The 24836-nt window shown below is 64.0% G+C and carries 24 protein-coding genes; 15 read left to right on the top strand and 9 right to left on the bottom strand.

From position 1 onward, the window contains the following. The first annotated feature begins 12 nt into the window (after nt 1-12). From E0501_RS18365 to E0501_RS18355, 3 genes are read left to right on the top strand one after another with little or no spacing between them, the layout of a single operon-like run. Nucleotides 13-1170 carry a hypothetical protein gene (locus tag E0501_RS18365; protein WP_137702846.1) on the top strand — a complete coding sequence of 386 codons (1158 nt, stop codon included), beginning with the start codon at nt 13-15 and terminating at the stop codon, nt 1168-1170. After that, entirely contained in the window at nt 1160-3409 is a 2250-nt protein-coding gene (locus E0501_RS18360; protein ID WP_137702845.1) for a rhamnosyltransferase WsaF family glycosyltransferase, read from the top strand. Before E0501_RS18365 ends, E0501_RS18360 begins: the two co-directional genes overlap by 11 nt. Beyond that, the gene (locus E0501_RS18355; RefSeq protein WP_137702844.1) at nt 3409-4341 is read left to right on the top strand and encodes an NAD-dependent epimerase/dehydratase family protein; all 933 of its coding nucleotides are present in this window, start codon (nt 3409-3411) and stop codon (nt 4339-4341) included. Before E0501_RS18360 ends, E0501_RS18355 begins: the two co-directional genes overlap by 1 nt. A 10-nt stretch (nt 4342-4351) precedes the next feature. On the opposite strand, the gene E0501_RS18350 is transcribed toward E0501_RS18355, so the two are convergent. From E0501_RS18350 to E0501_RS18330, 5 genes are all read right to left on the bottom strand, one after another. After that, the gene (locus E0501_RS18350; protein ID WP_137702843.1) at nt 4352-5362 is read right to left on the bottom strand and encodes a hypothetical protein; all 1011 of its coding nucleotides are present in this window, start codon (nt 5360-5362) and stop codon (nt 4352-4354) included. An 86-nt stretch (nt 5363-5448) separates the two neighbouring features. Then, nucleotides 5449-6372: a glycosyltransferase family 2 protein gene (locus E0501_RS18345; RefSeq protein WP_161594659.1), complete on the bottom strand. Its 924-nt coding sequence runs from the start codon at nt 6370-6372 to the stop codon at nt 5449-5451. 8 nt (nt 6373-6380) lie between these two features. Then, nucleotides 6381-7187: an ABC transporter permease gene (locus E0501_RS18340; RefSeq protein ID WP_137702841.1), complete on the bottom strand. Its 807-nt coding sequence runs from the start codon at nt 7185-7187 to the stop codon at nt 6381-6383. A 130-nt stretch (nt 7188-7317) separates the two neighbouring features. Then, entirely contained in the window at nt 7318-8166 is an 849-nt protein-coding gene (locus E0501_RS18335) for a Stf0 family sulfotransferase (RefSeq protein WP_137702840.1), read from the bottom strand. Nucleotides 8167-8169: 3 nt separating this feature from the next. Next, on the bottom strand, nt 8170-8406 hold the full coding sequence (locus E0501_RS18330; protein WP_137702839.1) for a hypothetical protein: 237 nt from the start codon (nt 8404-8406) through the stop codon (nt 8170-8172). A gap of 114 nt (nt 8407-8520) precedes the next feature. Between E0501_RS18330 and E0501_RS18325 the strand changes: the two genes are divergently transcribed. Further along, the gene (locus E0501_RS18325) at nt 8521-9864 is read left to right on the top strand and encodes a sugar transporter (RefSeq protein ID WP_137702838.1); all 1344 of its coding nucleotides are present in this window, start codon (nt 8521-8523) and stop codon (nt 9862-9864) included. A 9-nt stretch (nt 9865-9873) separates the two neighbouring features. Then, nucleotides 9874-10578: an ABC transporter ATP-binding protein gene (locus tag E0501_RS18320; RefSeq protein WP_137702837.1), complete on the top strand. Its 705-nt coding sequence runs from the start codon at nt 9874-9876 to the stop codon at nt 10576-10578. A gap of 8 nt (nt 10579-10586) precedes the next feature. On the opposite strand, the gene truB is transcribed toward E0501_RS18320, so the two are convergent. Beyond that, nucleotides 10587-11510, bottom strand: a complete 924-nt coding sequence (truB, locus tag E0501_RS18315; protein WP_137702881.1) for a tRNA pseudouridine(55) synthase TruB — start codon at nt 11508-11510, stop codon at nt 10587-10589. Between the two features lie 136 nt (nt 11511-11646). Here truB and E0501_RS18310 point away from each other — a divergent pair, with 136 nt between their 5' ends. Beyond that, complete coding sequence (locus E0501_RS18310; protein ID WP_137702836.1) at nt 11647-12528, top strand: DMT family transporter; 882 nt, start codon at nt 11647-11649, stop codon at nt 12526-12528. 29 nt (nt 12529-12557) lie between these two features. Here the strand turns inward: E0501_RS18310 and E0501_RS18305 are convergent, their stop codons facing one another. Both E0501_RS18305 and rbfA read right to left on the bottom strand, forming a co-directional pair. Next, entirely contained in the window at nt 12558-13292 is a 735-nt protein-coding gene (locus tag E0501_RS18305; RefSeq protein ID WP_193555915.1) for a phosphodiester glycosidase family protein, read from the bottom strand. Between the two features lies 1 nt (nt 13293). Next, nucleotides 13294-13689: a 30S ribosome-binding factor RbfA gene (rbfA, locus tag E0501_RS18300; RefSeq protein WP_137702835.1), complete on the bottom strand. Its 396-nt coding sequence runs from the start codon at nt 13687-13689 to the stop codon at nt 13294-13296. 87 nt (nt 13690-13776) lie between these two features. On the opposite strand from rbfA, the gene dapB reads away from it, so the two are divergent. Further along, nucleotides 13777-14601, top strand: a complete 825-nt coding sequence (gene dapB, locus E0501_RS18295) for a 4-hydroxy-tetrahydrodipicolinate reductase (RefSeq protein WP_235857901.1) — start codon at nt 13777-13779, stop codon at nt 14599-14601. Between the two features lie 47 nt (nt 14602-14648). On the opposite strand, the gene E0501_RS18290 is transcribed toward dapB, so the two are convergent. After that, the gene (locus tag E0501_RS18290; RefSeq protein ID WP_137702834.1) at nt 14649-14828 is read right to left on the bottom strand and encodes a DUF1674 domain-containing protein; all 180 of its coding nucleotides are present in this window, start codon (nt 14826-14828) and stop codon (nt 14649-14651) included. A gap of 44 nt (nt 14829-14872) precedes the next feature. Here E0501_RS18290 and E0501_RS18285 point away from each other — a divergent pair, with 44 nt between their 5' ends. The 8 genes from E0501_RS18285 to E0501_RS18250 all read left to right on the top strand — a co-directional run bounded on the left by E0501_RS18285 (nt 14873) and on the right by E0501_RS18250 (nt 24663). Beyond that, nucleotides 14873-16144: an RsmB/NOP family class I SAM-dependent RNA methyltransferase gene (locus E0501_RS18285; protein WP_137702833.1), complete on the top strand. Its 1272-nt coding sequence runs from the start codon at nt 14873-14875 to the stop codon at nt 16142-16144. 109 nt (nt 16145-16253) lie between these two features. Next, nucleotides 16254-17996 (top strand): heparinase II/III family protein, encoded by a 1743-nt coding sequence (locus E0501_RS18280; protein ID WP_137702832.1) that lies wholly within the window; start codon nt 16254-16256, stop codon nt 17994-17996. Further along, nucleotides 17993-19075: a hypothetical protein gene (locus tag E0501_RS18275; RefSeq protein ID WP_137702831.1), complete on the top strand. Its 1083-nt coding sequence runs from the start codon at nt 17993-17995 to the stop codon at nt 19073-19075. The genes E0501_RS18280 and E0501_RS18275 overlap by 4 nt, the downstream gene beginning before the upstream one ends. Before the next feature lie 98 nt (nt 19076-19173). Beyond that, nucleotides 19174-20763 (top strand): bifunctional phosphoribosylaminoimidazolecarboxamide formyltransferase/IMP cyclohydrolase, encoded by a 1590-nt coding sequence (gene purH / locus E0501_RS18270; protein ID WP_137702830.1) that lies wholly within the window; start codon nt 19174-19176, stop codon nt 20761-20763. Between the two features lie 64 nt (nt 20764-20827). Then, nucleotides 20828-21319: a signal peptidase II gene (gene lspA, locus E0501_RS18265; protein ID WP_137702829.1), complete on the top strand. Its 492-nt coding sequence runs from the start codon at nt 20828-20830 to the stop codon at nt 21317-21319. Between the two features lie 68 nt (nt 21320-21387). Continuing rightward, nucleotides 21388-21915 (top strand): DUF3035 domain-containing protein, encoded by a 528-nt coding sequence (locus E0501_RS18260; RefSeq protein ID WP_137702828.1) that lies wholly within the window; start codon nt 21388-21390, stop codon nt 21913-21915. Between the two features lie 109 nt (nt 21916-22024). Continuing rightward, complete coding sequence (locus E0501_RS18255; RefSeq protein WP_137702827.1) at nt 22025-23362, top strand: M16 family metallopeptidase; 1338 nt, start codon at nt 22025-22027, stop codon at nt 23360-23362. Beyond that, on the top strand, nt 23359-24663 hold the full coding sequence (locus E0501_RS18250; protein ID WP_137702826.1) for a M16 family metallopeptidase: 1305 nt from the start codon (nt 23359-23361) through the stop codon (nt 24661-24663). Before E0501_RS18255 ends, E0501_RS18250 begins: the two co-directional genes overlap by 4 nt. The last annotated feature ends 173 nt before the right edge of the window (nt 24664-24836 follow it).

Below are 24836 nucleotides of genomic sequence, written 5' to 3'. Positions count from 1 at the left end.
GCGACGCCAGATATGGCACGCGACATCAACAAGCCGACGCAGGCCACGCCGACCAAGAATATCTGCCTGCGCCTGAACCCGCCGAAGCGGCTGCCGCTGCGGCGGACGCTGGTCGTGCTGGGTGTTGAACGCGGCGGCACGTCGATGGCGGCGGGTGTTCTGCGGGCGCTGGGTGTGCCGATGGGCGACAAGGCCGGCCTGAACCACGAGGATCCGCTGTTCCTGCGCGAAGGCGAGGACAGGCTTGATCGTGCGATCCGCACCCGCAACAAGGAGCATGATGTCTGGGGCTTCAAGGTGCCGAAGGCGTCGCTGATGCTGCCATTCCTGGAAAGCCGCCTTCGCAACCCGTTTTACGTTGTGGTCTATCGAAATCCGCTTAGCATCGTCGACAGCTGGCTGCAGCGCGGTGCCGGGCAGGCGCAGGACGTGCTGAACCGCATCAACACCTACCAGCAGGCGATTGCCGAGATGACGGCGACCACCCGCGCGCCGGTCCTCTTCGTCAATTACGAACGCGCGGTGGCCGATGACGCGGCCAAGCAGCAGGTTGTCGAAGAATTTGCCGATTTCGCGGGCATCGGCCTGACCGGCGATCTGCGCGCGCGGGCGATGTCGATGATGACCGGCGACGGCAAGGGATACGTGAACCTGCCCGAGCATTTCTTCCTGGTGCAGCCGGGCAATTTCCGGGGCGATCGCCCCGCGCTCGACCTGGCCGAGATCGAACCCGGGCACCGCGATGCGGGTGGCTGGGTGCTGAACGAAAAGCCGCGCCCGAAGATCATCTATGGACTGGCAGATGGCGGGAACCTGCCACGCCGGTTCTGGCTTGAGCTGGATGTGCAGGCCGAAGACCTTGATTTCACGGCACAGCCGGTCCGCGTTCACTTCAACTTCACCGGCGCCTATTTTCCCGGGCATTGCGCACGTCCCGAGATCGCGCCGGGGCGCAACCTCTACTGGGTCGAAACCAGCGGGAATGCGTCCGACATGGGTTTCGGCGTGGTAAACGTGCCCGCGCGGCTTAATATCCGGGCGCGGGCCTATTCCGCACTGGACAGCGATCAGCCGGCAACGGTAAATGCCGCGTCCGCCGCCCCCGAGATCGGGCAGAAAGCCGGGCTTGTGTCGCGTGTGGTAACGAGGGTTTTGCAAGATGGCGAATGACAGTGTGACCATCGTCATCCCGGTCAAGAACGGCCTGCCGCACTTCCGCGAGGTGTGCGATGCGCTGTCGGAGCAGGTCTATGATGCGCCCTGGCGTGTTCTGGTGATCGACTCGGGCTCGACCGACGGGTCGCAGGCGCTGGCGCGTGAACACGGCTTCGACGTGCACGAAATCCCGCCGTCCGAGTTTGGCCACGGCCGCACCCGTAACCTCGGCGCCGAGATGGCCGAGAGCGACTTTGTCGCCTTCCTGACCCACGATGCGATCCCGGCCGATGCGCACTGGCTGTCCAATCTTCTGCGGCCCATGCGCGACGATCCGAAAGTGGCGGGCGTGTTTTCGCGTCATATCGCGCATGACGGGGCCGATCCGTACACTGCGCTGGAGCTTGAGCAGCATTTCAAGAGCCTGGCCGATTTCCCGGTGGTCGAAATCACCGACTGGGACGAATACAACGCCAACGAGAGCCTGCGGCAGATCTATCATTTCTATTCCGACAACGCTTCGGCCCTGCGCCGCGAGGTGTGGGAAGAAATCCCCTATCCGGACGTGCAGTTCGCCGAAGACCAGATCTGGGCCCAGACGGTTGTCGAAGCCGGTTACCGCAAGGTTTTTGCTTATGATTCGGTGGTAAAGCATTCGCACAGCTTTGGCCCGTTCGAGACCCTTCAGCGCAGTTTCGACGAATCGCGCGCCCTGAACCGGCTGTTCGGCTACCGGCTGTCGCCCTCGCTGAAAACGGTGGCAAGATCGGCGGTATTTCTGTTCAAGCGTGACATGGGGCTTGCACTGCGCAGGGGCTGGTGGCTAAGCCATCCGGGCAAGACACTGTCTCGCATGGGCGAGGCGCTGACACGGCCGCTGGGGCATTACTATGGATGCCGGCCAAGCCTGCCGGGCTGGCTGGAAAAGAAACTTTCCCGCGACGACTGGATCCGGTCGTTGGGACAAATGAAAGAAGACCAGAACGTGACAGGCGGTGCTTTGAGGAAAGTGATGCGTTACCGGCGGGCCCACGGCACGCGCGCCACGCTGAGCGCGATCATGCGCAAGGTCACCACCGGCAGCGCCACGGGCATCCCCGCGCCAGAGGGAGCCGCCCCGCAGAGCGCCGGCGGCCAGCCGCAGGTACGCGCCTTTCAGAAGACCGATATCCTGGGTTTCTACCGCAATATCCTGGGCCACGAACACGGCAGCGAAGCCGAGCTGAACAAGGCCGACCCGGCGGAGAACACCCTGCAATGGGTGATCCCGAATTTCGGTTTCGGCTCGGGCGGGCACCTGAACATTTTCCGCTTCATCAACCACCTGGCCGACCTGGGCTATGATCAGCGCGTGGTGATCCTGCCGCCCTATGACTGGAAATCGGCCGATCACGCCAAGAAAACGATCGGCGAATGGTATCGCCCGCTCAAGGCCGAGGTGGCCCTGGGGATCGAAGGGTTCCGCCCGGCGCACGCGACCATCGCCACCGGATGGCAGACGGCCTATTGGGTGGCCAAGTACCAGGCGACCCGCGACCGGTTCTATTTCATCCAGGACTTCGAGCCAGCCTTCTATGCCAACTCGTCCGAATACTACTTTGCGGAAAACACCTATCGGCTGGGATTGAAGGGCATCACCGCGGGCACATGGCTGGCCGACATGCTGCACGAGGAATACGGGATGACCACCGGGGCCGTTTCGTTCGGCTGCGAGACGGATTTCTACAAACCCGGCAACCGTCGCCCGGGCAAGCACTTCAACATCCTGTTTTACTCCCGCCATGTGACCAAGCGGCGCCTGTTCGAACTGGGTCTGTGCGCGCTCGACACGCTGTGCCAGGAACATCCCGAGGTCGCGGTGATCTTTGCCGGTGGCGATGTCAGCGGGTTCAACATCCCGTTCCCGCATCTCAACGCCGGTGAGCTTACCCTGGATGAGTTGCCCGATCTCTACACCCAGTGCGACCTGGCACTGGTGCTCAGCGGTACGAACCTGTCGCTTCTGCCGCTGGAACTGGCGGCCTGCAAATGCCCCATCGTGATGAACGATTCACCCTCGGCGCGCTGGCTTCTGCCCGAGGACGCGGCCTATTACGCGCCGCTCGATCCCGATGGCATGGCCGAAACGCTGGCCCGCGCGGTGCGCGATGACAAGGGTCGCAAGGCACGGGCCGAGGCGGCCTACAAACTGGCCCAGGCCACGTCCTGGCGGGCCGAGGCCGAACACGTGGCACGTTACCTGGAAACGCTTTGATGTTCTGTATTCTGGGCGCATCGGGGTTTATCGGACGCAGCATGGCAGAGGCCATGCAAGACCGTGCGATGCCCTACCGCGCGCTGGTGCGCAACAAGGCCGAGCTGCCCGGCGATCTTTTTGCCGGGGCCGAGTCGGTGCACGACTTCGATTTCGAAGGCGGCATGGACATGCGCGTCTTTGACGGTATCAGCACCGTCCTGGTGGCCAGCTGGGCGACGAAGCCCAATACACCGAACAACACCCTGGTATCCGAGCTGCGCGAAAACGTGGTCGCCCACAGCCGGTTCCTGACCGCGCTGAAGAAAACCGGCGTCAAACACCTGATGTTTCTGAGTTCCGGCGGCGCGGTCTATGGCGCCGTGGACCAGAGCGAAAAGATCACCGAAGCGCAGCTCTGCGTGCCCTGCACGCCCTATGGCTATGGCAAACTGTGCATCGAGAAGGCCATCCAGGGGTTCTGGGGTAGTGACGGGCGCCGCTATACCATCCTGCGCCCGTCCAACCCCGTGGGCCGGCACCAGATGCTTTCGGTCGGTGTGCACGGTCTTTTCCCGTCGGTCATTCACGCGCTTATCCGGGGCGAGCCGGTCAACGTCTTCGGCGATGGCACGACGGTGCGCGATTACTTCGCGGTCGAGGACCTGGCCGATCTGGTCCTGGCGGCGGATGCGCGCGACGCGGGCAACCAGATCGTCAATGCCTCGTCCGGCACCGGGCTCAGCATCAACCAGGTGATCGCCCTCTGCGCCGAGGCGACAGGCAGGACGCCACAGCTGCGCCCGCTGCCCGACAAGCAGCCCGAGATCGCCTATAACGTGCTGTCGAATGACAGGGCCCGCCGCATCTTCGACTGGGCGCCCACACGGTCGATTGAGGATGTCGCGCGCGGGCTGGTCCGGGCGCTTGAAACGGGCGGCAACGGCGCCTGAACCGCCACGCTCAGCTGTTGTTCTTCAGCCAGGCCTCGCGCCAGTCGGCCGAGATTTTCCTGCGTTCCTCCGACAGGCCGCGCTCCATCCGGGCCCAGTGCTCCTGCAGGATTTCCTGGAACAGGGCGCGGTCGTTCAGCGCCACCGGCGCCGGCCTCTCCAGCTTGGCCAGCGCGGCCTCGGCGCGCAGGTTATGGCAGATCGCCTTGGCAAGATCGACATAGGCCAGACGCACGGCATCGCCGTCCTGCGCCGCGCTCAGCGCGGCCATGGCCCGTGCGCGGCCCTCGGCATCAAAGCCGAACGGGTTGTGCGTGCCTTCGCCGGAAACAACCCTGTTGGCCTTTTCAAACATCGCCAGGTCAAGCGGATGGCGCGCCGCGATCTCATCGTCGCTCAGCTCAAGCGTCGCCTTCTGCTCCGCCACGCGGCGGCGTTCCATCTCGTGCGGCAGGTTCAACTCGTCCATCAGGCCCTGCACCTGCGCATCCAGCTGCTCGGTCGTGAAGACATAGTCGAACTTGCGCAGGATCGAGATCACCTTGTCCTGCGGGGATTGCGCCCCGGCATCGGCCAGCGCCGCGAACTTGTTGATCAGCAGGGAGGAGAAGAAGTTTTCGCCGTCCTGCCGGACAAAGTCGTCCGAGCTGACCTCGAGCGCGCGCTTGGCCAGGTTGGTCTTGCGGTGATTGAAGCGCGACCGGGTCAGGCCCACCGGGTGGCGCAGCACCACGAGCAGCTTGATCGCGGTGTCGCCCAGCCAGGGCAGCACCTCTGACGATACGCCATGGCCCTGCACGACATGCAGGCCGTCGATGTCCTCACGCGACATTTCTTCCAACTGCGGCCGGTTGGTGAAAAACCGGGTCACGCGGTTGTGCTGGCCATAGGACAGGATCGCGTTGTCGCCAAGGTTGCGCCGGAAGTGATAGAGCAGCGTTGTGCCGCCGGTTTTCGGAATATGCGGAAAGACCAGTGTGAACGGTTTGGGCCCGGGCGGCGGAAAATCGAAACGGCTCACGACATGCCTCTTTGTGATGTTGCGCCCCGCGATAGCAAATGTGCCTGCCACAGGCAATTTGCCGAATCCGGAAAAACGCGCACTTGCTATAGCTTGCCCAGGTAGGCAGCGATTTTCAGCGACCGGTCGCCATGCGCGGTCTGGCGGTAGATACCCGAGCGTTCAAGGTGGCGCAGCGCGCGCGCGCCGGTTTCGGCGCGCAGATTCTGAAAGGACGCGACCAGCGCGCGGTTCTCGGCGGTCAGCATGTCGCTGCACGCTTCGAGCGCGGCCAGGTTGCGGCTGTTCCAGTCGCGGAACCGGTTGTTGAGCACGGCGTAAAGCCGTTTGACCTGCGCCATCAGCCCCGTGTTCGAGCCGATGATGTTGTTGTCGTGCTGGCGGTAAAGGATCGTCGGGGCGGGGTCATAGATTACCCGCCCGCCCGCGGCCGAGATCAACTGGTAGGCCCACCAGTCGTGCGTGACCACGTTCAGTTCGTGATGGGCCTGGCGCAGCAGTTCATGCGCGGCGGCGTTCATCAGCATGGTGTTGCCGCCGGCGATGCTTTGCACGATGGCGTTTGCAAACCCGGGCGGGCGCGTAAACAGCGGCGAATATCCCATCTGCTTCAGGTCGTCATCCACGATAACGGTCCGCGACCCATAAAGCGCCGGCTGTGCCGTGTCCGCGCCGATGGCGCGCAATCCGCGCTCAAGCCGGTCAGGTAGCCAGACATCATCCTGATCGGCAAAGGCGATCGGGCCACGTGGAATATCGGGGCGGTGCACCAGCGACAGGAAATTCCGGGTCGGTCCCTGCCGCGGCCCGTCAAGCCGCGTGATCTGGTGGGCTGTATGATCGGCGGCAAAGTCCTCGATGATCTGCGCCGTCGCATCCGAGGACCCGTCATCGCTGATCCACAGGGACCAGTTGCGATGGCTTTGCGCGGCTATCGAAGCAAGCTGCTCGGACAGGTGCGCCGCGCCGTTATAGGTGGCCATCAGGATCGCGATATGGGTGTTACGCACGCTCTGCCTCACAGCGAGTTCAGGATATCGCGGTTGAATCGATTGAGCAGGATCAATCCGATCACGAGGCAGATCAATCCGAAGAGGAAGGGATAGACCATCGAGACATAATCGCCCTGGTAGTTCGGATAGAAACCGCGCCGCATCTGCCCGATGATGTGCACCAGCGGGTTCCATTCAAGATAGGTTTTCCACGGCTCGGGAATGTCATCGTGCAGGAAGATAACGCCCGACACGATAAGCAAGGGACGATTGATCACTGACCAGGCCTGCTGCCAAAGCGGCGCAACCGAGGTCAGGTAGCAATTCAGGGCTCCAACGCCGACCCCGAGAACTATCGTCGCGCTTACGGCGGACATGACGTAACCCGGTGTGATCGAAGCGCGCGTTTCCCATATCATGATAATGGCGCCAATGATCAGATACCCGATCATGATTTGCGTCATGCTGCTGAATATCAGGCGCGCGATTAGCGAATCCATGTAGGTGACGCTGGGATAGTAGAGCAGTGCCCGCGAGAACCGGATCGAGCTTTGAATTTTCTGCTCAAGGTCACGGTAATAGAGGAACGGGAGCATCCCGGTTGCGTAATAGATCTGGAAGTTTACACCGATCGGCGGCGATCGCATGACCAGCGAGAACACGACCGTCAAGAGACCGATGCCCAGAACCGGTTCCATGATCGCCCAGAAATACCCCCCCGGGGATCTTCCATAGGTGGTCGAAATTTCGCGCACGAGCAGGGCAAAGACGGCGCGGGGCGTCTTGAACCTGCGTTCTTCTGCGGAGCGGACCGAGAAATCAGACATGGCCATGCAAACAGTTCTGCCGGGCTGCGCGCCGTACGGGATGCGCCACCGGAATATCACAGGACCTGGACATGCCGGTCAATGGCCCGGTTCGCCGTGACATGTCAACACGCCTGCCGTGCAAGGTGCACCCCGATCATGACGAAGCGCCGGGCGTTTCCTGCGGCTTTTCCTGTTCCTGGGCAAGCGCGCGCTGCGGCTTCTCGGGGCGGAAATTCCATTTCACCGCATCCTCCAGGAATTGGGTCCGCCACTGCTGGTTTTTCTCGTTGGCAAGCTTGACCAGCTTGCGTTCGGTCCGTGCGAAGCCGCCCTTCAGCCCGGCGATCTGCGCCACGGTATCGAGATGTGTCATCTCCGGATCCCGGGCCACGTCCTCGTAGACGAATTCCGTGGGCGTGATCCCGTTGGTTTCAAAGAACCGATCCCAGGTCAGGTTCTCCAGCACGATCGAGGTCAGATCGCGCAGGATCGGATTGTAACGGTAAACCGTTTGCTTGTTGTAATCCGACTTGTAACCCTTTTGCAGGTTTCCTGCGAAATGGTCGTCCTCGGGCGTGGCGGTGGCGTGGTTGATGCCCGTCTGGCGCGACATCACCCGCGAAATAGCCTGCGCAACCGTGTCGCGGCGGGTGAGCTTGACCCAGGTGTAGCCTTCGAAGGCGGCAGCGAAATGCGGAAACGTGCCGCTGCCCTTCGGCTCGATGAAACTGGCAAGGCAGGCATCGGCATTCGCCAGCTGATTGGCCATGACCTTGATCGACATGACACCGTTCTGGCCGGTCGCGCGTTTGCGCACGGCACCGAACGCATCTTTCCAGTTCACCTCTTTCGCGGGGTCCCACGGCAAAAGCCATTCTTCCGGGCGCCCCATCACGCCGGTATTGCGCATATCCTCGACAAAGAGCGTGGAGCCGCAGCGTTGGGTCGCGCACAGGATCACGTTGTTCATCGGCGGTTCCGGGCTCTGCTCGTTCTGGGTCATCTTCTATTGGTCTTCCTGCTCCGACGTGGACAATATGGCTTTCGCCCACGCAAGAAAAGCCTCGCCTCGGGGATTCAGGCGCTGACGCGGCAAAATCCTTTTGCCGAACAAATCGTTCAGGACGACGAGATTGGAAAGAGCAAATTTCGGATCGCACGCATTCGCCGCAGGCCGCACCGGCCGGGCCGGTCGCCTTTTCAGGCGGGTTCCCGCCGAAGCCAGCCGCTGATGGCGTTTCATGCCTGCATGTCATGGCGAGTGGCCCTGATGCGTCCATACCTGCGCGGAAACTGTGTTTGTCCTCGGTTTGCGTTCATGTAAAAGACGTTTGAACCTGCAGGAAAAGGTGATCTGTTGGATACCGAGAAAACCGCGCAACCAGCTGTGAAGCCTGACGAAAAAGTGCAGGATAACACGCCTGAGACCGCCGAAGAGCAGGCCCAGGCCCGGAAGAAGCGGAACAAGAACAAGGGTGCGGGTCAGGTGAACCCACGCCAACAGCGGCGCGAGGAACAGGCCCGCCGCAAGGCCGAGGAAGCCGAGCGCGCGCAAAAGGTGATCGATGCGATCAAGGTGTCGCCGCCTGCGCGCCCGTCGCGGCCGCGGCGCCGGCACTGGGGTGTCCTTGTCAGTTTCTTCGTCTTTGTCTGCCTGCCGCTGGCGGTGGAATGGTGGTACCTGCACGCGCGTGCCGCCGATCAATACGCCAGCGACGTCGGGTTTTCGGTCCGGACCGAGGAAACCTCCTCGGCGATGGAGCTTCTGGGCGGGCTGTCACAGATTTCGCGGGCCAGCTCTTCGGATACCGACATCCTCTACGAATTCATCCAGAGCCAGGAGCTGGTAAGCCGCATCGACGAGCGCCTGAACCTGCGCGAGATATATTCGAAACCCGAAAACGACCCGGTCTTCTCGTTCCCTGAAAACGGCACGATCGAGGACCTTGTCGATTACTGGAGCCGCATGGTGAAGATCGACTACGATGCCACGGCCGGCCTGCTGGTCCTGCGTGTCCTCGCCTTCGATCCGGTGGATTCCCACACCATCGCCAGCGTCATCTTCGAAGAGAGCTCGGCCAAGATCAACGAGCTGAGCGCGATCGCGCGCGAGGACGCCACGCGCTATGCGCGCGAAGAGCTGGAAGTGGCGATCGAGCGCCTGAAGCAGGCGCGACGCGCGATTACCGATTTCCGCAACAAGCACCAGCTGGTCGATCCGCAAACCGACATCCAGGGGCAGATCGGGCTGCTGAACACGCTGCAGCAGCAACTGGCAGAAGCCCTGATCGAGCTGGATATCCTCAGCACGACCACCTCGGAAACCGACCCGCGCGTGGTGCAGGTGCAGCGCAAGATCGACGTGATCCGCGCCCGAATCCGGGCCGAACGTCAGAAATTCGGCCAGGCCGGCGCGCTCTCGGGCGAAGCCTATTCGACGCTTCTGGGTGATTACGAAGAGCTCGATGTCGACCGCGAGTTCGCCGAACAGGCCTATCTTTCGGCGCTGTCGGCCTTCGACGAGGCCAAGGCCGAGGCGCAGCGGCAATCGCGATACCTTGCCCCGTTCATTTCGCCCACGCGGGCGGAAAAATCGACCTACCCGCGCCGCGACATGATCCTGCTGATCAGTGCGCTGTTCATCGTGCTGAGCTGGTCGACAGGCGTTCTTTTGTCCTATGCGATCAAGGACCGTCGATAGGGTCATGCCATGATCGAGCTGATCGACGTCTGGAAAAGCTTCGTGGAAACCGGCCACCGTACCGTTGTCGCCGCGGGGGTGAACGCGGTTTTTCCCACCGGCGTCAGCGTGGGCCTTCTGGGGCGAAACGGATCGGGCAAGACGACCATGCTCCGGATGATTGCCGGCACCATGAAGCCCGACAGCGGGCAGATAAAGGTGGCCGGCACCCTGTCCTGGCCGGTGGGATTTGCCGGCAGTTTCCATGGCGAGCTCACCGGCGCCCAGAACACCCGTTTCATCGCGCGCGTCTACGGTGTCGATACCGATGAACTGATGGCCTTTGTCGAGGAATTCGCCGATCTCGGGCCGCAATTCCATCACCCGCTGCGCACGTATTCCTCAGGCATGCGCTCGCGGCTGGCCTTCGGGGTGTCGATGGGAATCAAGTTCGACACCTATATCGTGGACGAGGTGACATCGGTCGGGGATACGGATTTCAAGGTGAAGGCCAAGAAGGTCTTTCATGAGAGGATGAAGAATTCATCCGCGATCGTCGTGTCGCACTCGCAGAACATGTTGCGCGACATGTGCGATGCCGGCGCGGTTCTCGAGAATGGGACCTTCACCTATTACGATGACATCCGCGATGCGATCACCCATCACGAATGGAACCTGGAAAACATTGCCCGCCGGCACGGACAGGTCGGCTGGGACGATGAAGGTGACTGGTAGAACAGTCTCTAATCCTGCTCAACCGGCGGCAGGTTGAACACCCGCGACGGGTGCAGCTCTCCGGCCTTGAAGATGCCGACGGCCACCGCCTGACCCTGGTAGGACGCCCAGCATTCCTCGCCGTATTCGACATCGTGGGCGATCACCATGCCGGGGTTGCCGTTGCGCAGGCGCGCGGCGCCCTGGTCGGTCGCCCTGACCTCGGGCAGCTCGGCCAGCCCTTCCTCCAGCGGGCGCAGATAGCTGTCCAGCTCGGGACTTTTCGCGAGCTGGTCGATCGTGTCGATATCCACGCCGTCGCCGGCCTCGAACGGGCCCGACCACAGCCGCCGCAACCAGGTGACATGCCCGTGACAGCCCAGCGCCTCGCCCAGGTCGCGGGCAATGGCGCGGACGTAGCCGCCCTTGCCGCAGGTCATCTCCAGGATCACCGTGTTCGGGTCGGGCCGGTCGATCATCACCAGTTCCTCGACCCAGAGCGGCCGCGCCTCGATCTCCACTTCCTCGCCCTCGCGGGCGAGCTTGTAGGCGCGCTGCCCGTCGATCTTCACTGCCGAGAATTTCGGCGGCACCTGCATGATCTCGCCGACAAAGCGGTTCAGCGCCTCCTTTATCTCGTCGTCTTCGGGGCGCGCCTCCGACGTGGCGATCACCTCGCCCTCGGCGTCGTCGGTATTGGTCGCCTGTCCCAGCCGCACGGCAAAGCGATAGGCCTTCAGCGCATCGGTGATAAAGGGCACGGTCTTCGTTGCCTCGCCCAGAGCCACCGCCAGAACGCCCGTGGCCTCGGGATCCAGCGTGCCGGCATGGCCCGCCTTTTTCGCATCGAACGCCCAGCGCACCTTGTTGACCACGGCGGTCGAGGTCATGCCGGCGGGTTTGTCCACCACCAGCCAGCCGGAAATATCGCGGCCCTTGCGCTTGCGTGCCATGCGTCTTGCCCTCTTGATCGACAGGTTCGGCGGCCTATCCCAAGCGGCGGTCTCCGTCAATCCAGCGCGTATGTCGTTTTCGGGCGTGCAGACCGGCCGCCGGCGCGGTTCAATGCCGTAAAACGAAAGGATGGCCATGCGCGCCGCACTCAGACCGATCGATTTCGCCATGGGCCTTTCCGTTGCGCTCGTCTGGGGCATGGGCATCGTCTTTGCCAAGGCCGCGATCGCGCATTTCCCGCCGATCCTGCTGATGTCGCTGCGTTTCACCGTCACCGCGCTGGCGCTGGTGTGGTTCGTGCGCCCGCCCGTGGGCCATCTTTGGCGGCTCTTCGTCATCGCTATCGTCGCGGCGGCGATCCAGTACAGCCTCACCTTCACCGGCCTGAAAGGGCTCGACGCCTCGGTCACCGCACTGGTCGTCCAGGTCGAAGTGCCGTTTCTGGTTCTGATCGGCGCGCTGTTCCTGGGCGAAACGCCGGGGATGCGCAAATGGATCGGCATCGCCATGGCCTTTGTCGGGGTTGCCTTCATCGCCGGTGCGTCACAGGTCTCGGTCGCGTGGGGCTCGGTCCTGCTGGTCCTCGCCGGGTGTTTCGCCTGGGCGGTGGGCCAGGCGATGGTGCGCGCGCTGAAAGACATCGACGGGCTGACCGTCACCGCCTGGATCGCGGTCTTTGCCGCGCCGCAACTTCTCGTCATGTCGCTGATCTTCGAATCCGGCCACGTGGCCGCGATCGGCTCGGCCGGCTGGGTCGTCTGGGCGGCGGTGGCCTACCTGGGCCTCATCATGACGGCGCTGGGCTATGGCATGTGGTATTCGCTGATCCGCCGCAACCCGGTCAGCCTCGTGGCGCCCTTCCTGCTGATGCTGCCGGTCTTCTCGGTCCTGGGCGGAATCCTTTTTCTTGGCGAAAGTCTAGGCCCGCGCACCCTGTTGGGCGGGGTGATCGTGATCGCCGGCGTGGCCTTCATCGTGGTTGAACGCGCGCCGCGCATAACCATGTCCGAGGTCTGAAACCAGTCTCTGACAAGGCCCAACAGGCCCTATTCGACCACCGCAACCATCGGCCCCAGAGGGGTGAACCCGGCATCCGACCGCCCAATATCCCGCGCGAAAAGCCGCGAGATATTGCCATCGAAAAACAATGCGTTGGGCAATTTCAGCACATCGCGGAAGAGCGTGCCGAATTCATGAAAGGTGACCACAGTATTGGAAATCGCGAACACCACCCGCCGACCGTCTGCCGTGCTGCCCACCCCGTTGCGCACATAGCGGCTGGTGCTGTCGGGCAGGAACCGCGGATGCAACGCGCCGTCGATCACCAGCATCGGCCCCGATTGCGTGGCGAACCGGCACTCCGGCGCCTCGCGCGCATAGCGCCGGGTCTCGATCACGTCGGCGCGTCCGTCGCGGATGCAGAATACGCCATTGGGCAGCAGCCCGAAATTGCCAGGCCCCGCGCTGGTAACAAGGCGCATCTTTTCGACGCCATCTTCGATGAACAGGCCCACGGGCGTGCGATCTTCGTGATACATGCCCGCGTTCATCGCCATCGCCAGGCGCTGGCCGCCCTGGCCCACAAGATCCTCCAGCGCGCCGAAATGGCCGATCACGTCACCCTGCGGCGTTTTCAGGAACAGCCGCAGCGTTTCCTGCGTGACGTCGATCTCGCAAATGGTAAAGCTCTTGTCTCGATGCTCGATATCCCGGCAGTCCACCGCGCCCGCCGCGGCCGGCACCACCAGCGCGCAGAGGGCAAGGGCCACCCGGCGCAGCATCTCAGCTCTCCAGGTCGCGGCGCACGTTGTCCTGCGAAAACAGGCGCCGCGTCTCGTCCATCTGGTCGAATGTCTCGTCCAGCCGGAAGCGCAGGTCGGGGGCATATTTCAGGGTCATCTCCTTGCCGATGATCCGGCGCAGTTCACCCTTGTTGCGGGCCAGAAGCTTCAGAACGTCCTCCTGCCCCTGTCCGCCCAGCGGCAGAACATAGGCGGTGGCGATCTTCAGGTCCGGCGAAACGCGCACCTCGCCCACGGTGATCGACATGCGGTTCAGGTCCGGATCGTGCACATCGCCGCGCGCCAGCACCTGCGCCAGCGTCCGCCGGATCAGTTCACCCACGCGCAGCTGGCGCTGCGAAGGGCCGGGACCATCGTGAAACTTGTTCTTTGCCATGCGCCGCACTTAAGCCTTCAGCAGGGCTTTGCCAAGCTCGGGTTGCTTCGCTAAGGAAGACAAAACCGCATTTCAGGAGAATGACAGATGTCAGACATGCCCCGCACCGATCTTCCCGGCATCGTGATCACCGGCGTTTCGGGCCGCATGGGCCAGATGCTGGTGCGCACCGTGGCGGCCAGCGACAAGGCCCGCCTTGTCGGCGCCATCGAACGGTCGGGGCACGACTGGATCGGCCGCGACGTGGGCGAGGCGATCGGCCTTGGCGCGCTGGGCGTGACGGTCGAGGATGAGCCGCTCGACGCCTTTGCCCGCGCCCAGGCGGTGATCGATTTCACCGCGCCCGAAGCGACGCTGGAATTTGCCGCGCTGGCCGCGCAGGCCCGCGCCGTGCACGTGATCGGCACCACGGGGATGAGCGACGATCAGATTGCCGCGCTCGAACCCGCCGCGCGCCACGCCGTCATCATCCGCGCCGGCAACATGAGCCTCGGCGTCAACCTGCTCACGCAGCTCACCCGCAAGGTGGCCGAGGCGCTGGACGATGATTACGACATCGAGGTGATCGAGGCGCACCATAACCAGAAGGTCGATGCGCCCTCGGGCACCGCGCTGATGCTGGGCGAGGCCGCCGCCGAAGGGCGCGGCGTGTCCTTGACGGACGTGGCCGACCGCGGCCGCGACGGCATCACCGGCAAACGTGTAAAGGGCCATATCGGGTTCAGTGCCATTCGCGGTGGCGACATCGTGGGTGAACATGACGTGATGTTCGCCGCCGCCGGCGAACGTATCATCCTGCGCCACGTCGCCACCGATCGCTCGATCTATGCGCGCGGCGCGCTCAAGGCCGCGCTCTGGGGGCAGGACAAATCGCCCGGTCAGTATGACATGATCGACGTGCTGGGGCTCTGATACCCGCCAGCACGGCGTAAGCCGGGCTTCAGCCCGGCACCCCCGGCTCAGAAATCGATGGCGATACCCTTCTTCTCCCAATCGCCGTAACGCACCGGCTCGGGGCCGTCGCGCCCGCCCAGCTCTTTCGGCATCGCCTTGGCCTCGGCTTCGCGTTTCTTGCGCCGCTCCTCGGCCTCGGCCAGGGCGCGGATCGCTGCGGGGGGAAGGTCTTTCTTGTCGCTCATGCGCTTGATATACGCCGCCATCGACGTCTTGCCAAGGAACGCGCATGTCCACCCCATCTTCCGCCCGCCGGTCCGCCATATACCTGCTCGATCAGGTCCTGGGCGAACAGCGCCTGATGAGCGAGCTGATCGGCTCCGGTGCGCTCGACCGGCTCGATCCCGCCGATCGCGCCCGCGCCCAGCGCCTCGCACTCGATACGTTGCGCGGGCTGGAACGGGCCGACCGGCTCCTGAAGCCCCACCTGCGGAAAAACCCCGCCCTGCACGTCCGCAACGTGTTGCGGCTGGCCACGGTCGAACTGGCGCTCGGCGGCGACGCGCATGGCGTGGTCAACGACGCGGTCGCAATCACCGGCGCGCATCGCCGGCACGGGCGGCTCAAGGGGCTCGTTAACGCCGTGCTGCGCAAGATGGCCGAGGAGGCCCCGTTGAAGTGGGACACGCTGCGCATTCCGCGCCTGCCTAAATGGCTGCGCGGGCCGCTGGTTCAGGCGTATTCGGCTGAAATAGTCTCACATATCGAAGCCGCGCATTTCGCCGGCGCGCCGCTTGACCTGACGGCGAAAGAGGATGCCGCGGCGGTGGCGCAGGCCACCGGCGGCATGGCCTTGCCCACCGGCTCGGTGCGCCTGTCGGATCACGGTCAGGTCTCGGCGCTGCCGGGCTATGACGCGGGCGACTGGTGGGTGCAGGATGCCGCGGCCGCGCTGCCCGCCCGTATCCTTGGGGCACAGCCGGGCGAGACGGTGCTTGATATGTGCGCCGCGCCGGGCGGCAAGACGCTGCAACTGGCCGCGGCAGGGGCCAAGGTGACCGCGCTCGACCTGTCGGAAAACCGCCTGAAACGGGTGCGCGAAAACCTCGCCCGCACCGAGCTCAAGGCCTCTGTCACGCAGGGCGACGCGCTGACTTTCCAGGATGGCCCGTATGACGCCATCCTTCTCGACGCGCCCTGCTCGGCCACCGGCACCATCCGCCGCCACCCCGACCTGCCCCACGCCAAGGACGGGGTCGAGTTCGGCACGCTGATCGAAATGCAGGCCGAGATGCTCGACCACGCGCTGTCGCTTCTGAAACCCGGCGGGCGGCTGGTGTTCTGCACCTGCAGCCTCTTGCCCGACGAAGGCGAATGCCAGGTCGACGAGGCGCTGCTCCGCCACCCGGACCTGCGCGTCGACCGCGACGCGCTTGCCCGTCCCGGCATCGATCCCGCCTGGATCACCGAGGAAGGCGGGTTGCGCCTGCGCCCCGATTTCTGGGCCGATCAGGGCGGCATGGACGGCTTTTACATCGCCTGCCTGCGCACACCCGCCTGACGGGTTTCCGCCCAACACCCCGCCGCGCGACATTCCTTGGTGACCCGCCCGCCAAGCCGGGCTATCATGCCCGCAAATCGCCGGCAGAGCGAAACGAGGCAGAAACGAGATGTCCCAAGGGGAACCGATCAGCGCGTGGGGGTCACGCATCCTGAACCGTGTGCACGCGCGGGCCAGCACCCTTGCGAAATCCGCCACCGCCTTCGTGTCCCACCCCGAACCACGCACCATCGGCCTCTATGCCCGCGGCAAACAGCTGATCGCCGGGAATTTTCTTTTCGCTGGTACCCTGATCGAGGATGACCAGGCCGGCCTCTGGGCCATCGGCGCCCCCAGTGCCGAGTTCGCCCAGGAAACCCATGGCTTCGGCTGGCTGGATGACCTGGCCGCCGTGGGCGACGCCAGGGCGCGTGAAATGGCGCAGGCCTGGCTTTGGCAGTGGATCGCGCGCTTCGGCAACGGCAGCGGCCCGGGCTGGACGCCGGAACTGACCGGGCGGCGTTTGATCCGCTGGATCAGTCACGCGATCTTCCTGCTGCACGGCACCGACAAGGCGCAGTCCGATGCCTTCTACCGCTCGCTGGCGCAGCAGACGAAATTCCTCGGCCGCCGCTGGAGCGCGGCCACGCCCGGCCTGCCCCGGTTCGAGGCGCTGACCGGCCTGCTCTATGCCGGTCTCTCGCTCGAGGGGATGGAGGCCCACGCCGCCCCGGCGATGCGCGCGCTCAGCCAGGAATGCCGGGCACAGGTCGATGAACAGGGCGGCATTCCCACCCGCAACCCCGAAGAACTGCTCGAGGTGTTCACCCTGCTCACATGGGCCGCCGCCGCGCTCGAAGAGACGGGCAAGGCCCCGCTGCCCGCCCATCTCGACGCGATCGAACGCATCGCCCCCACCCTGCGCACCCTGCGCCATGCCGATGGCTCGCTTGCGCGGTTTCATGGTGGCGGCAAAGGGGTCGAGGGACGGCTCGATCAGGCGCTCGCCGCCAGCGGCGTGAAATCGCGTGTCTCCGATGGCCTGTCGATGGGCTACGCCCGTCTCTCGGCCGGCCGCACCAGCGTGATCGTCGATGCCGCCCCGCCGCCCAGTGGCAAGGCCAGCCACGATGCCCATGCCTCCACCCTCGCGTTCGAGCTGACCTCGGGCCGCCGGCCGCTGATCGTCAATTGCGGCTCGGGCGCCAGCTTCGGCCTCGATTGGCGCCGGGCAGGCCGGGCCACGCCCTCGCATTCAACGCTCTGCATCGACGGCCATTCCAGCGCCCGGCTCTCGGGCGGCACCGGCATCTGGGGCGAATTGCTGGTCGATGCCCCCACGCACGTGCCGATCGAGATGAGCCAGGCCCCGGATGGCATCCGCTTCCAGGGCGGGCATGACGGCTGGGTCAAATCGCATGGTCTCACCCATGCGCGCACGCTCGAACTTACCTTCGATGGCGGCGGCATGTATGGCGAAGACCTGCTTGTCGCGCTGGAAGACGGCCACAAGAAGCAGATGGACAAGGTGCTCAGCGAAGCGCTGGATCCCGGGATCCTGTTCCAGATCCGGTTCCACCTGCATCCCGATGTCGATGCCGAGCTCGACATGGGCGGCGCCGCCGTTTCACTGGCGCTGAAAAGCGGCGAACTGTGGGTGTTGCGCACCGACGCGTCGGTCGACATGGAACTGGCCGCCAGCGTCTACCTTGAGAAGGGGCGGCTGAAGCCCCGCGCCGCGCGGCAGGTCGTGCTGTCGGGCCGGGCCACCGATTACGCCACGCGCGCCCGCTGGTCGCTGACCAAGGCGCAGAACTCACCCGTTGGCATCCGCGACGTGCAAATGGACGAACTCTTCCCGGAGACGACATGAGACTCCTCATTCTTGCCTCTTCGGTCGTTAGCCTTCTGCCCGGTCTGGTTGGCGCGGACGCGCCGCGCCAGGCGACCTTGACGGTAACCTCGAACATGACCTGCACGCACAAGGGCGCGGGCATCGACAATCAAAGCTCGGAAGAGACCATTCCGCTAGTGCTGCCGCCCATAGATGGCCCGGTTAAGGGGCAGGGCACCTACAATGTGCGCGGCACATTGGGGCCCTACGCCTTTGGCGGTGTCGCGGCCGCTTCAGGCAATGTTAGAGACGATTCCGAGCTGGTGTTGACCTATCGCCAATGGAACTACAACGGCGAATGGATGGTCTCTTACGCGCCCTTCGTTCCCACGGCGGCACAGCCGGTCACCATCCCGCTCGACCCCGGCGCAGAAAAGGTGGTGAGCTTCACCAATGCAGGCCCTCCCGAGGCACCGTGTTCCGGAACTGTGGTCTATCGGATCGACTTCAAGCGCGAAACGCAGGTCTGGCAGGTATCGCTGCCGGGCCATGTGCGGATCATCTATCACAACATGTATTCGCAGGTGGACCCGGTCACCGGAGCTCACAGCCCGCTCAAATACTCCCACGGGTTCACCTTCCGCTACAAGATGGCGGCCGAGGTCACACTGGAAAAACGTAAAGGCGCCTGGCAGTACAAATCCGGCATCGTAACGCAGGCCCAGATTCGACCGGAATACGAACAGGCGCCGCCGCTATATGCGGTCACGGGACAAAGCTGCCAGGGCTGCAACAAGGTTGCTGCTCTCAAGGGCACCGCAATCGGCGGCACGTCCGATGGTAAAACGCTTGAACTGGACTGGCCTGACATTCGTCCCGAGGCAACGGTCTTTAGCAAATTCGCAATGCAATGTGCGCCTGGTCCCAGCTTTTCCACCTGCCAGAACAAGATCAAACATGGCTCCAGCTTTTCGGATGACGACGGGTATTTCCTGTGGCGGGCAAGCGAGCAGGTTTTGCCGCTCAAAGACGGGCCGCTTACCTTCCGGGATGGCATACCGACCAATACGACCACACTTGATATCCTGCACGATTACAGCCTCAAGCGCCTCAAGTAGGATTTCAACGGAACCGCGACATATCGGCGGTTCAATCTCCGGGTCTTTTCGCGTATGCCGCGGCGCAGAAGCTGCCACCTGATTTACCGGAGCCCCCGATGACCCAATCCGCCCCCATCCACCGCGCCCTTCTCTCCGTCTCTGATAAGACCGGCCTAGTCGATCTGGCACGGGCGCTCGCCGAACGCAGGGTCGAGCTTCTTTCGACCGGGGGCAGCGCCAAGACGCTGCGCGAGGCCGGACTGGCGGTGAAAGACGTCTCCGAGGTCACCGGCTTCCCCGAAATGATGGATGGCCGGGTGAAAACCCTGCACCCGATGGTGCATGGCGGCCTCTTGGCGCTGCGCGATAACGATGCCCATGTCGCCGCGATGAACGAACACGGTATCGGCGCGATCGACCTGCTGGTCGTTAACCTCTACCCGTTCGAGGAAACCGTCGCCAAGGGCGCCGACTATGACACCTGCATCGAGAATATCGATATCGGCGGCCCGGCCATGATCCGCGCCGCCGCCAAGAACCACGCCTTCGTCAACGTGGTGGTCGACGTCGCCGATTATGGCGCGCTTTTGGCCGAGTTAGAGACACATGACGGCCAGACCACGCGCGCCTTCCGCCAGCGCCTGGCGCAAACCGCCTATGCCCGCACCGCGGCCTATGATGCCGCCGTGTCCACCTGGATGGCCGATGCGATCGCCGAAGAAACCCCGCGCCGCCGCGCCTTTGCCGGCACGCTGGCCCAGTCGCTGCGCTATGGCGAAAACCCGCACCAGAAGGCCGCCTTCTACACCGACGGCTCGAACCGCCCGGGCGTGGCCACCGCGCAGCAGCACCAGGGCAAGGAGCTGAGCTATAACAACATCAACGATACCGACGCCGCGTTCGAACTGGTCAGCGAATTTTCCGCCACCGAGGGCCCGGCCTGCGCGATCATCAAGCATGCCAACCCCTGCGGGGTCGCGCGCGGCACCACGCTGAAAGACGCCTATGTGAAGGCGTTTGATTGCGACCGCACCAGCGCCTTTGGTGGCATCGTCGCGCTGAATCAGCCGCTCGATGCCGAAACTGCCGAGGAAATCGTGCAGATCTTTACCGAGGTGGTGATCGCCCCCGAAGCCAGCGACGAGGCGCGCGCGATCTTTGCCGCCAAGAAGAACCTGCGCCTGCTGACCACCGGCGCGATGGCCGATCCCATGGCCGCGGGCCTGACCTTCCGCCAGGTCTCGGGCGGGTTCCTGGTGCAGGACAAGGACAACGGGCATATCGGCCTCGACGATCTCAAGGTGGTGACGAAACGCGCACCCTCGGATCAGGAAATGGCCGATCTGCTCTTTGCCTGGAAGGTGGCCAAACACGTGAAATCCAACGCGATTGTCTATGTGAAGGGTGGCGCGACCGTGGGCGTGGGCGCCGGCCAGATGAGCCGCGTCGACAGCGCCAACATCGCCGCGATCAAGGCCGGCCGGATGGGCGAAGCGCTGGGCCTGCCCGAGAACCCCGCCAAGGGTTCGGTCGTCGCCTCGGACGCGTTCTTCCCCTTCGCTGACGGGTTGATGGAGGCCGCCGCAGCCGGTGCCACGGCGGTGATTCAGCCCGGCGGCAGCATGCGCGACGACGAGGTGATCGCCGCCGCCGACGAGGCCGGGCTCGCAATGGTCTTGACCGGGATGCGCCATTTCCGGCACTAATGGGGCAGAAAATATGACCGAGGGCGGAAAAACCGCCCCGGGGGCAGAGGCAGGAGATAGACCCATGCGCACCGTTTTCTGGGTGGGGTTCTGGACCTTTCTGATCGATCAGGCCAGCAAATGGTATGTCGTCCATTGGCTGAACCTGTCGCAACGTCTGGAAATAGACGTGGTTCCGCCGCTTCTGAACCTGCGGATGGCGTGGAACTACGGCATCAATTTCGGCCTGTTCGCGGAAAACTCCGATCTCACCCGCTGGGTTCTGATCGCCGTGGCGCTGGTCATTTCCGGCGCGGTCCTCTGGTTTGTCCATCACGAAGAAAACGGCACCGCCGTCAGCATCTCCGCCGGTTTCCTGATCGGCGGCGCGCTGGGCAACGTGGTCGACCGGCTGCTTTACGGCGCCGTGGCCGACTTCCTGAACATGAGCTGCTGTGGAATCCGCAATCCTTATTCCTTCAACGTGGCCGATATCGCGGTGTTTGCCGGTGCGCTGGGAATGGTCATCTTTGCCGGGGGCGATACCAAGGAAAAAAAGGCCACGCAGGGAAAATAGGGGCAAAACGCCCCGTGACGCGGGCGCGGCGATAGGGTAAAGCTGTGCCACCGGAGTGGAGTTGAACGATGCGCAAAAGCGCCCTGATCCTGATGATGTCGGCCCTGGGCCTTGCCGCCTGCGGCGGTTATGAACGCGACATCACCCTGCGTGACGTGCGCTCGGCCTCGCCGGGCCCGGATGAGTTTTCGGTGCTTCCGACGAAACCGCTTCAGGAACCCGCCAGCTACTCGGACCTGCCGCCGCCCACGCCCGGCGCCGCGAACCTCGTCGACCAGAACCCGCTTGCCGATGGCGTGGCCGCCCTTGGCGGCCGGCCCGAGCGGCTTCAGGACAACGGTGTGCCGGCCGGCGATGGCGCGCTTGTCCGCCATGCCAGCCGCAACGGCGTCTCACCCACCATCCGCGAAGAACTGGCCGCGCAGGACGAGGATTTCCGCCGTCGCAAGTCGCGCTTCACCAAGTTCCGGATCGTCCGGCAGGACCTCTACAACAAAGTCTACAAGCGCGAAGCTCTCAAACCCCGCAGCGAGACCGAGCGCTTCCGCCGCAGCACCGGCGTGCGCACGCCCAGCTCGCCGCCCGCCAGCCGTTAGGCCCGGATCATCTCCGCCTCTCACATCTGCGTCACCAGACGCGCGATTTCTTGAAGCGCGCGCGGCTTGACGTATCTTTAGCTCAGCACAGCCAGCAAAAGGATGGATCATGCTTCGGATTCTGACGATGCTTTCGGCCCTTGTCGCGCTTGCCACCGTGGCGCGCGCCGACGATCAGGTGACCCATTTCACCCTGGATAACGGGATGGAGGTTGTCGTGATAGAAGACCACCGCGCGCCCGTTGTGGTGCATATGGTCTGGTACCGCGCGGGTTCGGCCGATGAAAAGCCGGGCGTCTCTGGCGTGGCGCATTTCCTCGAACACCTGCTCTTCAAGGGCACCGATACGCTGGCCCCGGGCGAGTTTTCCCGCACCGTGGCGCGCAACGGCGGCAACGACAACGCTTTCACCAGCTTCGATTACACCGCCTATTACCAGCGCGTCGCCGCCGACCGCCTGGAGCTGATGATGAAGATGGAGAGCGACCGGATGGTCAATCTGCGCCTCGACGAGGGCGATATCGCCACCGAACGCGCCGTCATCATAGAAGAGCGCAACATGCGCACCGAGAACAGCCCCTCGGCCCTCTTCCGCGAACAGAAGCGCGCGGCGCAGTACCTCAATCACCGCTACGGCGTGCCGGTGATCGGCTGGCGGCACGAAATGGAGGGCCTCGATCTCAAGGCCGCGCTGGACTACTACAAACAGTATTACGCGCCCAACAACGCCATCCTTGTCGTCGCTGGCGACGTGCAGCCCGATGATGTGCGCGCACTGGCCGAAAAATATTATGGCGCCCTGCCCGCCAACCCCGATCTTGGCGCCCGCACCCGCCCGTCCGAGCCGCGCCAGATGGCCGAACGCCGGATGGTCTTTCGCGATGCGCGCGTGGCCCAGCCCTATGTCAGCCGCTCCTACATCGCCCCCGAACGCGACAGTGGCGCCCAGGAAAAGGCCGCGGCCCTCACCATGCTGGCCGAGCTTCTGGGCGGCGGCACCACGTCCTACCTGGCCGAAAAGCTTCAATTCGAAACCCAGACGGCGGTTTACACCGCGGCCTTCTATGACGGGCTTTCGCTCGATGACAGCACCTTCTCTCTCATCGCCGTGCCGGCCGATGGCGTGAGCCTGCAACAGGCCGAAGATGCAATGGATGCCGCGGTAAAACAATTCATCGCCGACGGGATCGATCCGCAGGATCTCGACCGGATCAAGATGCAGCTCCGCGCCGCGCAGATCTACGCCCGCGACGATGTCGAACGTCTGGCCAACCGCTATGGCCAGGCCCTGACCCAGGGGCTGACCGTGGCCGATGTTCAGGCCTGGCCCGACATCCTTCAGGCCGTCACCGCCGACGATATCCTCTCCGCCGCGCAAGAGGTTCTCGACCGCGATAAGGCCGTGACCGGCTGGCTGATGAGCAAGGAACAGGAGATGACGCAATGACCCGGGTTCTTGCCGTCCTCGCCGCGCTGCTGCTGGCCCTTCCCGCCCGTGCCGGCGTAGAGATCAAGGAAGTCACCTCGCCCGGCGGCATCACCGCCTGGCTGGTCGAGGAGCATTCCATACCCTTCGTCGCGCTGGAACTGCGCTTTCGCGGGGGCGGATCGCTTGATGCGCCGGGCAAACGCGGCGCCACCAACCTGATGGTCGGCCTGCTTGAAGAAGGTGCCGGCGATCTCGATGCACGCGGCTTTGCCCGCGCGTCCGAGGAGCTGGCCGCCAGCTTCCGCTACAACGTGCATGATGATGCCGTGACCGTTTCGGCCAAGTTCCTGACCGAAAACCGCGACCAGGCCGTCGCGCTTCTGCGCGAAAGCCTTGTGAACCCGCGTTTCGATGAGGATGCGATCAACCGGGTGCGCGCCCAGGTACTCTCCTCGATCCGCTCGGACGAGCGTGACCCGCAGGCCATCGCCGGGCGCCGCTTCGATGCGCTGGTCTACGGCGATCACCCCTATGGCTCGCCGCTTGACGGCACGCTTGAAAGCGTCGGCGCGCTCACCCGCGACGATATCGTTGCCGCGCATCAGGGCGCATTGGCCCGTGACAGGCTCTATGTCAGCGTGGTTGGCGACATCACCGCCGAAGACCTTGGCGCGCTGCTCGACACGCTCGTGGGCGATCTGCCCGAAACCGGCGCGCCGATGCCGGCCGAGGTTACGCCCCGGTTCGAGGGGGGCATGACCATCGTCGATTTCGACACGCCGCAATCGGTGGTGATGTTCGGCCAGCCCGGCATTGCCTTCGAAGACCCCGACTATTTCGCGGCCTACCTGCTGAACGTCATCCTGGGTGGCGGCGGTTTTGAATCGCGCCTGATGCAGGAGGTCCGGGAAAAGCGCGGCCTCACCTATGGCGTTTATTCCTATCTCGTCGACAAGGACCAGGCGGATATCTGGATGGGCTCGGTCGCCTCTGCCAACGATCGCGTGGCCCAGGCGATCGAGGTGATCCGCGCCGAATGGGCCCGCGCCCGCGATCAGGGCGTCACGGCCGAAGAGCTGGACCTCGCCAAGACGTATCTCACCGGCGCTTATCCTCTGCGCTTCGATGGCAACGGTCCGATCGCCAACATCATGGTCGGGATGCAGATGTCGGGGATGCCCATCGACTACATCGAAACCCGCAATGATCGCGTGAACGCAGTCACCCTCGATGACGTGAACCGCGTCGCGCGCGCGTTGCTCGACCCCGGGAAACTCAGCTTCGTCGTGGTCGGCCGTCCGCAAGGCCTGTCGAACTAGCCGGCCTGGCGCGATTGAGTATTTTCACCAAGAAAGAGCCCGCGCCATGCTCTTTCTTGGTCATAAATACTCAAAACCCACCCTATCGACCGTGCGCCACGTTAACCTTAATGCGCGTTAACCCGGGCCGTTTTGCCCGACAGCCGGATGTCAGCCGGGCGGTGCACGCAAGT

This window comes from Marimonas lutisalis (assembly GCF_005434965.1).
GTDB classification, from domain to species: domain Bacteria; phylum Pseudomonadota; class Alphaproteobacteria; order Rhodobacterales; family Rhodobacteraceae; genus Marimonas_A; species Marimonas_A lutisalis.
This window is presented reverse-complemented; position numbering and strand designations above follow the sequence as displayed.